This is a genomic window from Actinosynnema sp. CA-299493 (genome assembly GCF_050946825.1).
GTDB lineage: Bacteria > Actinomycetota > Actinomycetes > Mycobacteriales > Pseudonocardiaceae > Actinosynnema.
On sequence record NZ_CP191993.1, the window covers coordinates 8,548,458 to 8,562,878 of the forward strand.

Here is a 14,421-nt window from a genome sequence, read left to right on the forward strand (position 1 = left end):
GACTCGCGGGGGTCAGGGGCCGATGCCTTGGCAGGGGCGGGTGCGGAGGTCGGCGACGTAGTCGTCCGGGGCGCCAGCGGCTTCGGCGGCGTCGGCGACGACGCCGATGTAGCGGGCGGAGGGCAGACCCCCCTCGTAGGCGTCCAGGACGTAGAGCCAGGCGGTCACCGAACCTTCCAGGGTCTGGACGCGCAGGCGGATCTTCTTGTAGAGACCGAGGGCGCCTTCCCAGCGGTCGAGGCGGGACTCGTCGCGCGGGCTCACGTCGTAGAGCACGCAGAACACCTGCGAGTCCGGGTCCTCGACGATGGTGGCGAGCGCGCCCTCCCAGCCCAGGTCCTCGCCACCGAACGTCAGACGCCATCCGGCGAGCCACCCGGTCCCCGCGATCGGGGAGTAGGGGGCTCGCTCCATCATCTGGTTCGGGTCCATGTTGGACCCGTACGCGGCATAGAGCGGCACGACGACAGCCTAGCGACCTCTCGATCACCGCGAGGTACCAGAAGACCGGACGACACACCCCGACACCCGACCGCGTACGGTTACCAACGCCCCCAGCGGCGCAAACAGCGCGAAAAGACGCGAGAAGAGCGGTGCGAAAGAGCGCCGAGACCACGAGGAGGACGTGTCGTGACCCGCATCGTCATCATGGGCGGTGGCCCAGCAGGTTACGAGGCGGCACTGGTCGCGGCCCAGCACGGGGCCGACGTGACCATCGTGGAACGCGAGGGCCTGGGCGGCGCCTGCGTGCTCTACGACTGCGTGCCGTCGAAGACGTTCATCGCCTCCGCGGGCGGCCGAAGCGCCTTCCGCAACGCCGGTGAGCTGGGCATTCGCACGAACAACGCGGAAGCGGCGGTCGAACTGCCGGTCGTCCACGGACGGGTGAAGGGCCTGGCGCTCGCCCAGTCCGCCGACGTCCGGGCCCGCCTCCAGCGCGAGGGCGTGCGGATCCTCAACGGCACCGGCAAGTTCTGCGACAACGCCAAGGGCCTCGCCCAGCACGAGGTCGTGGCCATCGCCGAGGACGGCACGAAGGAGGTCCTCCCGGCCGACGTGGTGCTGATCGCCACGGGTGCGACCCCGCGCGTGCTGCCCGGCGCCGAGCCCGACGGCAAGCGGATCCTGACCTGGCGGCAGATCTACGACCTCCCGGAGTTGCCGGAACACCTGGCCGTCATCGGATCGGGTGTCACCGGTGTGGAGTTCGCCTCCGCGTACACGGAACTCGGCGTGAAGGTGACCATGGTCTCCAGCCGCGACCGGGTGCTCCCGCACGAGGACGCCGACGCGGCCGTGGTGCTGGAGGACGTCTTCGCCGAACGCGGCACGGCGGTGGTCAAGCACGCCCGCGCGGACCGGGTCGAGAACGTCGGCGACGGCGTCCTGATTCACCTGGAGGACGGTCGCACGATCGAGGCGAGTCACGCCCTGATGACGGTCGGCTCCGTCCCGAACACCGCCGACCTCGGCCTGGACAAGATCGGCATCGAGCTCGGCCGGGGCGGGTACATCCCGGTCGACCGGGTCTCGCGGACGAACATCGCCGGCGTCTACGCGGCCGGCGACTGCACGGGCCTGCTGCTGCTCGCGTCCGTCGCCGCCATGCAGGGCCGCATCGCCATGTGGCACGCGCTGGGCCAGGGCGTGAGCCCGATCAGGCTCAAGACCGTCGCGGCGAACGTGTTCACCAACCCCGAGATCGCGTCCGTCGGCATCAGCCAGCAGGCGATCGACTCCGGCGAGGTGCCCGCGCGCACGATCATGCTGCCGCTGGCCACCAACCCCCGGGCCAAGATGGAAGGCCTGCGGCGCGGTTTCGTGAAGCTCTTCTGCCGCCCGGCCACCGGGGTGGTGATCGGCGGGGTCGTGGTCGCGCCGAACGCCAGCGAGCTGATCCTGTCGATCACGCTGGCCGTGCAGAACCAGCTCACGGTGGACGACCTCGCCACCACGTTCTCGGTCTACCCGTCGCTCACCGGCTCGATCACCGAGGCCGGTCGCCAGCTCATGCGCCACGACGACCTGGACTGAGGCGGAGGAGCACGGGCCCGGAGGGGCGCCGCCCAGGAGCGGACGGCGCCCCGAGGATCACTCGACCCAGTCGAAGGTCCTGGTCACGGCCTTCTTCCACTGCGCGTAGGTGGCCGCGCGGGTGTCGTCGTCCATGGCCGGGTCCCACTGCTTGTCCTGCGCCCAGTTCTGCCGGATGTCGTCCTCCGACGCCCAGAACCCGACCGCCAGGCCCGCCGCGTAGGCCGCGCCCAAGGCGGTCGTCTCGTTGACCACCGGCCGGATCACCGGCACACCCAGGACGTCGGCCTGGAACTGCATCAGCAGCTCGTTCACGACCATGCCGCCGTCGACCTTCAACGACTTCAGCGGCACGCCCGAGTCGGCGTTCATCGCGTCGATCACCTCACGGGTCTGGAACGCCGTCGCCTCCAGCACCGCGCGGGCCAGGTGTCCCTTGTTCACGAACCGGGTCAGGCCGACGATCGCGCCGCGCGCGTCCGAACGCCAGTACGGCGCGAACAGGCCGGAGAACGCGGGCACGAAGTACGCGCCGCCGTTGTCCTGCACGGTCCGGGCGTGCGTCTCGATCTCGGCGGCCGTCGAGATCATCCCGAGGTTGTCCCGCAGCCACTGCACCAGCGAGCCGGTCACCGCGATCGAGCCTTCGAGCGCGTACACCGGCGCCTGCGAGCCGATCTTGTAGCAGACGGTGGTGAGCAGGCCGTTCTCGCTCATCACCTTGTCCGTGCCGGTGTTGAGCAGCACGAAGTTGCCGGTGCCGTAGGTGTTCTTGGCCTCGCCCGGCGACAGGCACGCCTGCCCGAACGTCGCCGCCTGCTGGTCGCCGAGGATGCCCGCGATCGGCACGCCGGCCAGCGCGCCGCGGGCCCGGACCCTGCCGTACTCCTCGGACGACGACCGGATCTCCGGCAGCATCGACAGCGGCACGCCAAGGTCGGCCGCGATGCCCTCGTCCCAGCTCAGCGTGTCGAGGTCCATCAGCAGCGTGCGGGACGCGTTGGTGGGGTCGGTGACGTGCACGCCGCCGTCCACCCCGCCGGTCATGTTCCACAGCACCCAGGTGTCCATGTTGCCGAACAGCAGGTCGCCGGCCTCGGCCTTCTCGCGCGCGCCCTCGACGTTGTCGAGGATCCAGCGGATCTTCGGGCCGGAGAAGTACGTCGCCAGCGGCAGGCCGGTCTTGTCCCGGTACCGCTCCTGGCCACCGCCCAGGGCGCCGAGGTCCTGGCAGATCTTGTCGGTGCGGGTGTCCTGCCACACGATGGCGTTGTAGACGGGCTGCCCGGTGGTCTTGTCCCAGACGAGCGCGGTCTCGCGCTGGTTGGTGATGCCCACCGCGGCGATGTCGGAGGTGGTCAGGTCGGCCTTGGCCAACGCGCCGGCGGCCACCTGCCTGGTGTTGGTCCAAATCTCGTTCGCGTCGTGCTCGACCCACCCGGCCTTGGGGAAGATCTGCTCGTGCTCCTTCTGGTCGGCGGAGACCACCCGGCCCGAGTGGTCGAAGATCATGCACCGGGTGGACGTCGTGCCCTGGTCGATCGCGGCCACGTACTTCGTCATGCGCTGGAGTCCTTTCAGACCGGGAGAACCAGGTACAGGAGACCGGCGAGCAGGCCGCCGACCAGCGGGCCGACCACCGGCACCCAGGCGTAGCCCCACTCGGCGCTGCCCTTGTCGCGGATGGGCAGGATCGCGTAGGCGATGCGCGGCCCGAGGTCGCGGGCGGGGTTGATGGCGTAGCCCGTCGGCCCGCCGAGCGAGGCGCCGATGCCGATGACGACGAACGCGACACCGGCGTAGCCGAGGGCGGAGTTGCCCAGCTGCGGCACGCCGTCCGCCGCCTCCTTCGCGGCGGGGCTCAGCAGGACCCAGGCGACCAGCGCGAACGTGCCGATGACCTCGGTGACGACGTTCCAGCCGGCCTTGGGGATGGTCGGGCCGGTGCAGAAGATGCCGCGCGTGCCCGCCGGGTCGTCGTGCGCGTCGAACTGCGCCTTGTAGGCGAGCCACGCGAGCACGGCGCCGATGAACGCGCCGACCAGCTGACCGGCGAAGTAGATCGGCACCTGGTCCCACTCGGTCTTGTCCGCGACGGCCAGGCCCAGGGTCACCGCGGGGTTGAGGTGCGCGCCGCTCGGCGCGGCGATGCTGGCGCCCGCGAAGACCGCGAAACCCCAGCCGATGTTGATCAGGAGCCATCCGCCGGTGTTGCCCAGCGTGTCCTTGAGGACCACGTTGGCGACGACACCCGCACCCAACAGGATCAGGATCGCGGTGCCCAGCATCTCCCACACGAAGATCGAGCTATTGCCCACTCGCCGACCTCCTCGCCTTGGCAGGAGGCAGCACGGTCCGGGTTTGGCGGCGCTGCCCACCCACAACGGGACTTGACGCTAGTTCCGACCTGATCAGTTGTCCACGGGTGGCGTACCGGCGGGTAACGTGGTCGAGTCAGTCCTGGTCCGCCCGATCGGTTCGAGCATCAGGGAGGCGTCAGTGGTCACGCGCGAGCAGTACCCCGCCACCGCGGGCCGGCTGGGACCGCTCGACCGCGCGAGGTCCTGGGACCGGCTCGGCTCGGAGACGTTCGACCTGGTGATCATCGGTGGTGGCGTGGTCGGCGTCGGCGCCGCGCTGGACGCCGCGACGCGTGGTCTGCGGGTGGCGCTGGTCGAGGCGCGGGACCTGGCTTCGGGCACGTCGAGCCGCTCGTCGAAGCTGTTCCACGGCGGGCTGAGGTACCTGGAGCAGCTGGAGTTCGGGCTCGTGCGCGAGGCGCTGCGGGAACGCGAACTCATGCTCACCCGGCTGGCGCCGCACCTGGTCAAGCCGGTGCCGTTCCTGTACCCGCTGACGCACCGCGGGTGGGAGCGGCCGTACACCGCGGCCGGGCTGCTCATGTACGACACGATGGGCGGCGCGCGGTCCGTGCCCGGGCAGAAGCACCTGACCAGGGCCGGCGCGCTGCGGCTGGTGCCCGCGTTGAAGCCGTCGGCGCTGGTCGGCGGCATCCGCTACTACGACGCGCAGGCCGACGACGCGCGGCACACCATGATGGTCGGCCGCACGGCGGCGCACTACGGGGCGGTCGTGCGGACGTCCACGCAGGTCGTGGGCTTCCTGCGGGAGGCGGACCGGGTGTCCGGCGTGCGGGTGCGCGACGTGGAGGACGGGCGGGAGACGTCTGTGCGGGCGCACGCGGTGATCAACGCGACCGGCGTGTGGACCGACGAGTTGCAGCGGCTGTCCGGCAGCCGCGGCCGGTTCCGGGTGCGCGCGTCGAAGGGCGTGCACATCGTCGTGCCGCGGGATCGGATCGTGTCCGAGTCGGGGCTGATCCTGCGCACGGAGAAGTCGGTGCTGTTCGTGATCCCGTGGCGGAATCACTGGATCGTGGGAACGACCGACACCGATTGGAACCTGGACCTGGCGCACCCGGCGGCGACCCGCAAGGACATCGACTACATCCTCGAACACGTGAACGCGGTGCTGGCGACGCCGTTGACGCACGACGACATCGAGGGCGTGTACGCCGGGCTGCGGCCGTTGCTGGCCGGTGAGAGCGAGTCGACGTCGAAGCTGTCGCGCGAGCACGCGGTGGCCCGGGTGGCGCCCGGGTTGGTCGCGATCGCCGGCGGGAAGTACACGACGTACCGGGTGATGGGCGCCGACGCGGTGGACGCGGCCTCGGTCGACCTGCCGGGGCGGATCCAGCCGTCGATCACGGACAAGGTGCCGCTGATCGGGGCGGACGGCTACCACGCGCTGGTGAACCAGGCGGACCAGCTGGCCACGCGGTACGGCCTGCACCCCTACCGGGTGCGGCACCTGCTGGACCGCTACGGGTCCCTGGTGCACGAGGTGCTGGGGTCGGCGGACGCGGAACTGCTCAAGCCCGTGCCCGGCGCGCCGGACTACCTCCAGGTGGAGGTGGTGTACGCGGCGTCGCACGAGGGCGCGTTGCACCTGGAGGACGTGCTGACCCGGCGGACCAGGATCTCGATCGAGTACCCGCACCGGGGCGTGGAGTGCGCCCTGCCGGTGGCCCGCCTGATCGCCGGCGTGCACGGCTGGGACGACGCCACGGTGGCGCACGAGGTCTCGGTCTACACCGCCCGCGTCGACGCCGAGCGGGCGTCGCAGGCGGAGCCGGACGACCAGGCCGCCGACGCCGTCCGCTCGTCCGCGCCCGAGGCCCGGCCGGAGATCGTGGAGCCGGTGAGCTGACCGCGGTGGCGCCCGGGTGAGGCCGGGCGCCACCGGGTGGTCAGGCCAGTGCCGCCAGGGCCGCGTGCACCATCACGCGCACGCCGACCAGCAGGGCGCGTTCGTCCAGGTCGAAGCCCGGCTGGTGGAGGTCCTTCTGCTTGCCGACGCCGTCCCAGACGCCCAGGCGCGCGAACGAGCCCGGCACGTGCTCCAGGTACCAGCCGAAGTCCTCGCCGCCGGACGACTGCTCCGTGCCGGCCAGCGCGTCCTCGCCCAGCGCCGCCTCGACGCCCGCGCGCAGCAGCACCGTGCTCTCGCGGTCGTTCACGACGGGCGGGACGCCGCGCCGGTGGTGCAGGTCGAAGCCGACGCCGGTCGGGGCCAGCAGCGCGCTGACCAACTCCTTGATCAACGGCTCCAGCTCGGCCCAGATGTCGCGGTCGCCGGTGCGCAGCGTGCCGCGCAGCACGCCGTCCTGCGGCACGGCGTTCGGGGCCTCCCCCGCGTGCACCGCGCCCCACACGAGAACCGTGCCCGAACGGGGGTCGACGCGCCGTGACAGCAGGCCCGGCAGACCCGTGATCACGGTGCCGAGCGCGTGCACGAGGTCCGCCGTCAGGTGCGGCCGGGACGTGTGGCCGCCGGGTGAGGTCAGGCGCAGTTCCAGCATGTCGCTGGCCGACGTGATCGCGCCGATCCGGGTGCCGATCCGGCCGACCTCCAGCCGCGGGTCGCAGTGCAGGCCGAAGATGCGCTCCACGCCGTCGAGGCCGCCCGCCGCCAGCACGTCCAGCGCACCGCCCGGCATGACCTCCTCGGCGGGCTGGAACACCAGGCGGACCCGTCCGGGCAGCTCGGTGGCCGAGGCCAGGGCCAGCGCCGCGCCCAGCAGCACGGTGGTGTGCGCGTCGTGCCCGCAGGCGTGCGCCACGCCGTCCACTGTGGACGAGTACGGGGCGCCGGTGTTCTCCGGCAGCGGCAGCGCGTCGATGTCCGCGCGCAGCGCCACGCAGCGCGGCCCGGAGCCGACGTCGCAGACCAGGCCGGTGCCGCCCGGCAGGACGCGCGGCTTGAGGCCGGCCGAGCGCAGCACGTCGGCGATCAGCTCGGTGGTGGCGTACTCGTGCCGGGAGAGCTCCGGGTGCGCGTGGATGTGCCGGCGCCAGGCGACGACCTCGGAGGCGTTCGCCGCCAGCCAGTCGTCCAGCCACGAGGGTCCGCGACCCTCACCGGGATCATCCACAGGGGCAATGCTGACCCCACGATCGGTCAACAGCACCTCGGCACCCTCCTCCGGTAGACGCGAGTCCAGGACCGTCATGCCACACCCGCCAGCAGTCGAGAGCGCTGCGCACCGTCGGTGGCAGCGGAAATAGAGGTCCAGGCGAGTGCGAGCGCCCCGTCGAGCACAGCTCGGTCGGCCGAGGCCGAGGCACAGGCGGTCGCGAACTCGATTTGGTGGTTCACCGCGTCTCCGCAGTCGATGGCGATGGTCGGGTGGATGGCCGGCAGCGCACGGGTGATGTTGCCCATGTCGGTGCTGCCGATCTTCTCCTTGAGCTCCTCCTCGGGGCTCAACGGATGCCTGCCCAGCTCGATCGCGGCACGCCGGTAGGCGTCCGCGAGCCAGGGGTCTGGGGTCAGCTCGGCGTACACCGGCGAGACCTTCACGACCTCGTGGGTGCAGCCGGTGGCGATGGCGCCCGCCTCGAAGCAGCGGTTCATCCGCTCCTCCAGCAGGCGCAGCGACTCGAGGTCGTCGGCCCGCAGGTCGAACATCGCCGACGTGCGCGCGGGCACGATGTTGGGCACGGTGCCGCCGCGGGTGACGATGCCGCTGACCATCTGACCCGGCTCCAGGTGCTGGCGGGCGAGCCCGATGGCGACCTGGGCGACCGTGATCGCGTCGGCGGCGTTCACACCCAGGTGCGGCGCGGCGGCGGCGTGCGACGGCTTGCCGGTGTAGTGGACCTCGACGTCGGTGATGGCGAGCGATCGCGCGGCCACGGCCTCGTAGGGGGCCGGGTGCACCATCATCGAGAACGCCACGTCGTCGAATACCCCGCGTTCGAGCATCAGCACCTTGCCGCCGCCGACCTCCTCGGCCGGGGTGCCGATCACCCGGACGGTGAGGCCCAGCTCGTCGGCCAGGTCGCGCAGCGCGAGGGCCGCCCCGGTCGACGCGGCGGCGATGACGTTGTGCCCGCACGCGTGGCCGATCTCGGGCAGCGCGTCGTACTCCGCGCACAGCCCCAGCACCAGCTCACCGGAGCCGAACGAGGCGGTGAACGCCGTCTCGAGGTCCGCGACGCCGCGCTCGACCTCGAAGCCCTCGGCGGCCAGCAGGTCGGCGACCTTGGCCGCGCTGCGGTGCTCGGCGAACGCCCGCTCCGGCTCCGCGTGGATGCTGCGGGAGAGGTCGACCAGCGCAGTGGAGTACCGCTCGACGGCCGAGCGCGTGCTCATCTTGAAGTCGGTACCCATTGCACCCATCCTGCATCACGGTCCGGCGGGCACGTCGCACCCCTGGTTGATCAACCGGCAACCGGTCGCGGCGATGCGCCGAGCGGTGCGCGATTTTCGGTCAGACCGATCACGTCCGCGCGGCCGTGCGCGTTCGCGCTGGCCATGCTAAGAGGCGACCACATGTCGCCCCGAAATTCCCAAGGACTGGGAAATCAGCCGGACTTGCGGCCGGCCTTCCACTTCGACCACCGCTTCTTGTTCCGCCAGTACACGAGGGCGAACAGCAACACCGCGATACCGCCGATCCACAGCTTCCGGCGGGTCTCGGCGCCCGAGGAGGGCTGCTCCTCCTGAGGTGCGTCGAGGTCCGGACCGGGCGGCACGGTGCCCTCCGGCTGGATCGTGCCGCCGGGCGCCAGGGTCTCCGTCGGCTGGGCCGCGAGGTGCGGCGCCGAGGTCACGGCGACGCCTGTGCCCGACACGGTGAGGACACCGGTCAGCACGAACAGGCACACCGCGAGCACAGATCGCCACATGGACGCCAAGCCTAGCCACCGCCTTTCGTGGTTACCACTGTCGGTGGTCATCCAAACCGGGGTTCGTTCACGTGCTGTGAGCGAACGAGACCCTTCCGTCCCTGCTACGAGCCCTCTGGCGGGCCTTCACGCCTGCGCGCGGAACGCGGCCAGGATACGTTCGGCGGCCAGCGTGGCGGTCAGCTCGCCGGCGCGCACCTGCCGCTCCACCTCGGGCACGACCGAGCGCACCCCCGGCGCCGCCCGCAGGCTCGTGAGCAGCTGGTCGTGCACCATGGCCCAGGTCCAGTCGACCTGCTGGCGACGTCGCCGCTCGGCCAGCCCGCCGGCCGCCTCCAGCGTGTCCCGGTGCTTGGTGACCTGGTCCCACACGGTGTCGAGCCCGGAGCCGTCCAGCCCGCTGCACGTCAGCACGGGCGGGTGCCACGGGGCGTCCGGCGGGCGCAGCAGCCGCAGCGCGCCGGCCAGCTCGCGGGCGGCCTTGCGGGCGTCCGGCTCGTGCGGGCCGTCCGCCTTGTTGACCGCGATCACGTCGGCCAGCTCCAGCACGCCCTTCTTGATGCCCTGGAGCTGGTCGCCGGTGCGGGCGAGGGTGAGGAACAGCGAGCAGTCGGTCATGTTGGCCACCGCGACCTCGGACTGGCCGACGCCGACCGTCTCGACCAGCACCACGTCGTAGCCCGCGGCCTCGACCAGCACGATCGACTCGCGGGTCGCCTTGGCCACGCCGCCGAGCGTGCCGGAGGTCGGCGACGGCCGGATGAACGCGGCCTCGTCGACCGCGAGCCGGGCCATCCGGGTCTTGTCGCCCAGGATCGAGCCGCCGGTGCGGGTGGACGACGGGTCGACCGCCAGCACCGCCACCCGGTGGCCCCGGGCGGTCAGCATCGAGCCGAACGCGTCGATGAACGTCGACTTGCCCACGCCGGGCACGCCGGTGACGCCGACGCGGTGCGCCCGGCCCGAGTGCGGCAGCAGCTCGACCAGCAGCTCCTGCGCCGACGCGCGGTGGTCCGGGCGGGTCGACTCGACCAGCGTGATGGCCCGCGCCAGCGTGCCCCGGTCGCCGGCGAGCACGCCCTCGGCGTACGCGCCGACGTCGACCTGCCTAGCCATCTCGTCCCGGCAGGTCGCCGTGGCCCAGCTGCTCGGCGAGCCTGCGCAGCAGGTCGCCCGCCGCGTCGGCGATGACCGTGCCGGGCGGGAAGATCGCCGCCGCGCCCGCCTCGCGCAGCGCGTCGAAGTCCTGGGGCGGGATCACGCCGCCGACCACGATCATGATGTCCTCGCGGCCCATCCCCGCCAGCGCCGAGCGCAGCGCGGGCACCAGCGTGAGGTGCCCGGCGGCCAGCGACGACACCCCGACGATGTGCACGTCGGCCTCGACGGCCTGGCGCGCGACCTCCTCCGGGGTCTGGAACAGCGGGCCGACGTCCACGTCGAAGCCGAGGTCGGCGAACGCGGTCGCGATCACCTTCTGGCCGCGGTCGTGCCCGTCCTGGCCCATCTTGGCGACCAGGATGCGGGGGCGACGCCCCTCGGCCTCGGCGAACGCCGCGACGTCCTCCAGCGTCACCTCCACTGGCGTCCCTCCTCCGGCGGACACGGACCCGGCCTCCCTCCGGTACACCCCGCTGATGGTGCGGATCTGCGCGGAGTGCCTGCCCCACACCTCGCCCAGCGCCTCGGAGATCTCGCCGACGGTGGCCTTGGCGCGGGCCGCGGCGATGGCCAGCTCCAGCAGGTTGCCGTCCGAGCCCGCCGCCCGCGTCAGCGCGGCCAGCGCGGAGTCCACCGCGGACTGGTCGCGCTCTTCGCGCAACCGGGCCAGCTTCGCCAGCTGCCGCGCGCGCACCCCGGCGTTGTCGACCTTCAGCACGTCGATCTTCTCGTCGAACTCGACCTGGTACTTGTTCACGCCGATCACCGGCTGCCGGCCGGAGTCGATGCGCGCCTGGGTGCGCGCGGCGGCCTCCTCGATGCGCAGCTTCGGGATGCCCTCGTCGATGGCCTGCGCCATCCCGCCCGCGGCCTCGACCTCGGTGATGTGCGACCACGCGCGGCTCGCCAGGTCGTGCGTGAGGCGTTCCACGAACGCGCTGCCGCCCCACGGGTCGATCACCCGCGTGGTGCCGGACTCCTGCTGGAGCAGCAGCTGGGTGTTGCGGGCGATGCGCGCGGAGAAGTCCGTGGGCAGGGCCAGCGCCTCGTCCAGCGCGTTGGTGTGCAACGACTGCGTGTGCCCCTGCGTGGCGGCCATCGCCTCGACGCACGTGCGGGCGACGTTGTTGAACACGTCCTGCGCGGTGAGCGACCAGCCGGACGTCTGGCAGTGCGTGCGCAGGGACAGCGACTTCGGCGACCGGGGGTCGAAGCCCTTGACCAGCTTCGCCCACAGCAGCCGGGCGGCGCGCATCTTGGCGACTTCCATGAAGAAGTTCATGCCGGTCGCCCAGAAGAACGACAGCCGGGGCGCGAACGCGTCGATGTCCAGTCCCGCGTCGCGGCCCGCCCGCAGGTACTCCACGCCGTCCGCGAGCGTGTAGGCCAGCTCCAGGTCGGCCGTCGCGCCGGCTTCCTGCATGTGGTAGCCGGAGATGGAGATGGAGTTGAACTTCGGCATCCGCCGCGAGGTGAACGCGAAGATGTCCGAGATGATCCGCATGGACGGCTTCGGCGGGTAGATGTAGGTGTTGCGGACCATGAACTCCTTGAGGATGTCGTTCTGGATGGTCCCGGCGAGCTGCTCGGGCGCCACCCCCTGCTCCTCGGCCGCGACGACGTAGAGCGCCAGGATCGGCAGCACCGCGCCGTTCATGGTCATCGACACGCTCATCCGGTCCAGCGGGATGCCGTCGAACAGCTGCCGCATGTCGTAGATCGAGTCGATGGCCACGCCCGCCATGCCGACGTCGCCGGCCACGCGGGGGTGGTCGGAGTCGTAGCCGCGGTGGGTGGCCAGGTCGAACGCGACGGAGAGCCCCTTCTGGCCGGCCGCGAGGTTGCGGCGGTAGAAGGCGTTGGACTCCTCGGCGGTGGAGAACCCGGCGTACTGCCGGATGGTCCACGGCTGGTTGACGTACATCGTCGGGTAGGGGCCGCGCAGGAACGGCGCGATGCCCGGGTAGGTCGCGAGGAAGTCGAGGCCCTCGGTGTCGGCGGCCGTGTAGACGGGTTTGACGCCGATGCCCTCGGGCGTCTCCCACGTCAACGCGTCCGCGCCCTTGCCGGTCGCCTCCTGGAGCGCGGCGTGCCACCGCGCGGCGTCGGCGGTGGCGGGCTCGCCGAGCTCGACGTCGGCGAAGTTCGGGATCATCGCGGGACTCCAAGGGATTCGAACGTGCGCTCCAGCACGTCCAGCGCCGGGCAGCCGGTGAAGACGTGCTCGTCGACCTCGGCGTCGGCGTGCTTCCCGGCCAGCAGGATCCGCTCCGCGCCCGCTTCGCGCAGCGCGCGCGCCACCGGGGCGGCCAGTTCGGCGTAACCGGCGTCGCTGCCGCACAGGCACGCGATCCGGGCGCCGCTCTCGCGGAACTTGACGACCACGTCCTCCACCGCCTTGGTAGGGCCGGCGTTCGGCGTCTCGATGCCGCCCGCCTGGAACAGGTTCGCCGCGAACGTGGCCCGCGCGGTGTGCGCGGCGACCGGGCCGAGGGTGGCGAGGAAGACCTTCGGGCGCTCGGGGCTCGCGTCGGCCGCGTCGCGCAGCGCCTCGAAGTCCTGGGCGTAGCGGACGCGCGGCAGCCCGCCGCCCGGCTCCTCGGGCGCGGGCTCGCGGACCACCGGCTGCTCGGCGAGGTTCGGGAACTCGCTCACCCCGGTCAGCGCGTCGGTCCGGTCGGCCAGGTTCGCCCGGCGGCGCTCCCAGGTCGCCGCGATCCGGTCGCCGACCAGGTCGAACGCCTTCGGCAGCCCGCCGGCGGCCTCGATCTCGCGGAACCACGCCCACGCGGCGTGCGCGAGGTCGTCGGTGAGCCGTTCCACGTACCAGGAGCCGCCCGCCGGGTCGATCACGCCGGCCAGCCTCGACTCCTCCAGCAGCAGCGACTGCGTGTTGCGGGCGACGCGCCGGGCGAAGTCGTCGGACAGGCCGATCGCGTGGTCGAACGGCAGCACGGTCACCGCGTCCGCGCCGCCGAGGCCCGCGCCGAAGCAGGCCACGGTGGTGCGCAGCATGTTCACCCACGGGTCGCGGCGGGTCATCATCGCGGGCGAGGTGACGGCGTGCTGGAGCTGCGGGCTCGGCGCGCCGGCGACCTCGGTGACCCGGGCCCAGAGCCGCCTGGCGGCCCGGAACTTGGCGATGGTGAGGAACTGGTCGGCGGTCGCCGCGTACCGGAACTCCAGCAGCCGCGCGGCGTCCGCGACGTCCAGCCCGGCCCCGGTCAGGTGCCGCAGGTACGCCACCCCGACCGCGAGGGACGCGCCCAGCTCCTGCGCGTCCGAGCCGCCCGCCTCGTGGAACGGCAGGCCGTCCACGACGAGCAGGCGCAGTTCGGGGAACTCGCGGGTCTTGCCGAGCAGGTCGGTCACGGCGGCGAGGTCGGCGGGCTGCCCGGTGCGCGCCTGGACCCCCAGCGGGTCCGCGCCGACGTTGCCCCGCACCTCGCCGGCCGGCGCCGGTCGCCCGGCCCAGACCCGCAGCATGGCGCGGCCGGCTTCGAGGAAGTCCGCGCCCGCGTCCACGACCACCGGCGCGAGGTCCAGGTAGACGTCCGCCAGCACGTCGTCGTAGGTGGCCGGGTCGAGCCCCTTGAGCCACAGCGACGTGACGCCGTTGCCCAGGTCGGCCGCCACCGCCTCGCGGTCGGCTGCCCGGTGCTGCTGGCGGACGTCCCAGCCCTCGACCGAGCCCTGCGGCCGACCGCCCCGGGTGAACGGGGCCAGGCCGGGGAAACCGGCGTCCGGCGCCCGGTCGGCGGCGGTGTAGAGCGGCTGCACGGCGATGCCGTCGTAGGTGGTGGTGACCAACGACCCGAAGTCCGCGCCCGACTTGCGCAGCACCCCTTGGACCAGGTCGAGCCACTGCTCGCGGTCAGGGCTGGTGAATTCGGCGGCCAACGCCAAGTCGCCTGACGGCTCCATCATGCTCCGCAGTGTTACTCACCAGTAGGACGGCGGCTATGTGAGGTTCACCGCCGTGAACGATGCAGAGGCGAGTCTTCCACGCTGG

11 protein-coding genes are annotated in these 14,421 nt (G+C 72.2%); 2 read left to right on the top strand and 9 right to left on the bottom strand.

Going from position 1 to position 14,421, the window contains the following annotated elements:
* Window positions 1-12 precede the first annotated feature (12 nt).
* A complete protein-coding gene (locus ACQPYE_RS36675; RefSeq protein WP_344035920.1) occupies window positions 13-462 on the bottom strand; it encodes a gamma-glutamylcyclotransferase family protein in 450 nt (149 codons plus the stop codon).
* Window positions 463-630: 168 nt separating this feature from the next.
* Here ACQPYE_RS36675 and ACQPYE_RS36680 point away from each other — a divergent pair, with 168 nt between their 5' ends.
* The gene (locus tag ACQPYE_RS36680; protein ID WP_498717703.1) at window positions 631-2,034 is read left to right on the top strand and encodes an NAD(P)H-quinone dehydrogenase; all 1,404 of its coding nucleotides are present in this window, start codon (window positions 631-633) and stop codon (window positions 2,032-2,034) included.
* A gap of 57 nt (window positions 2,035-2,091) precedes the next feature.
* Here ACQPYE_RS36680 and glpK read toward each other — a convergent pair whose 3' ends face one another.
* The gene (glpK, locus tag ACQPYE_RS36685; RefSeq protein WP_498717704.1) at window positions 2,092-3,597 is read right to left on the bottom strand and encodes a glycerol kinase GlpK; all 1,506 of its coding nucleotides are present in this window, start codon (window positions 3,595-3,597) and stop codon (window positions 2,092-2,094) included.
* 14 nt (window positions 3,598-3,611) lie between these two features.
* Entirely contained in the window at window positions 3,612-4,352 is a 741-nt protein-coding gene (locus ACQPYE_RS36690; RefSeq protein ID WP_498717705.1) for an MIP/aquaporin family protein, read from the bottom strand.
* Window positions 4,353-4,506: 154 nt separating this feature from the next.
* Between ACQPYE_RS36690 and ACQPYE_RS36695 the strand changes: the two genes are divergently transcribed.
* Complete coding sequence (locus ACQPYE_RS36695) at window positions 4,507-6,264, top strand: glycerol-3-phosphate dehydrogenase/oxidase (protein ID WP_498723061.1); 1,758 nt, start codon at window positions 4,507-4,509, stop codon at window positions 6,262-6,264.
* Between the two features lie 40 nt (window positions 6,265-6,304).
* On the opposite strand, the gene ACQPYE_RS36700 is transcribed toward ACQPYE_RS36695, so the two are convergent.
* The 6 genes from ACQPYE_RS36700 to ACQPYE_RS36725 all read right to left on the bottom strand — a co-directional run bounded on the left by ACQPYE_RS36700 (window position 6,305) and on the right by ACQPYE_RS36725 (window position 14,336).
* Complete coding sequence (locus ACQPYE_RS36700; protein WP_498717706.1) at window positions 6,305-7,567, bottom strand: M20 family metallopeptidase; 1,263 nt, start codon at window positions 7,565-7,567, stop codon at window positions 6,305-6,307.
* Window positions 7,564-8,730, bottom strand: a complete 1,167-nt coding sequence (locus ACQPYE_RS36705) for a M20 family metallopeptidase (protein WP_498717707.1) — start codon at window positions 8,728-8,730, stop codon at window positions 7,564-7,566. Before ACQPYE_RS36705 ends, ACQPYE_RS36700 begins: the two co-directional genes overlap by 4 nt.
* A gap of 194 nt (window positions 8,731-8,924) precedes the next feature.
* Window positions 8,925-9,248, bottom strand: a complete 324-nt coding sequence (locus ACQPYE_RS36710; RefSeq protein ID WP_498717708.1) for a hypothetical protein — start codon at window positions 9,246-9,248, stop codon at window positions 8,925-8,927.
* A 126-nt stretch (window positions 9,249-9,374) separates the two neighbouring features.
* Window positions 9,375-10,364, bottom strand: coding sequence for a methylmalonyl Co-A mutase-associated GTPase MeaB (meaB, locus tag ACQPYE_RS36715; RefSeq protein ID WP_498717709.1), 990 nt, complete (start codon window positions 10,362-10,364; stop codon window positions 9,375-9,377).
* Complete coding sequence (scpA, locus tag ACQPYE_RS36720) at window positions 10,357-12,564, bottom strand: methylmalonyl-CoA mutase (protein ID WP_498717710.1); 2,208 nt, start codon at window positions 12,562-12,564, stop codon at window positions 10,357-10,359. The genes meaB and scpA overlap by 8 nt, the downstream gene beginning before the upstream one ends.
* On the bottom strand, window positions 12,561-14,336 hold the full coding sequence (locus ACQPYE_RS36725) for a methylmalonyl-CoA mutase family protein (protein WP_498717711.1): 1,776 nt from the start codon (window positions 14,334-14,336) through the stop codon (window positions 12,561-12,563). The genes scpA and ACQPYE_RS36725 overlap by 4 nt, the downstream gene beginning before the upstream one ends.
* Window positions 14,337-14,421: the final 85 nt, after the last annotated feature.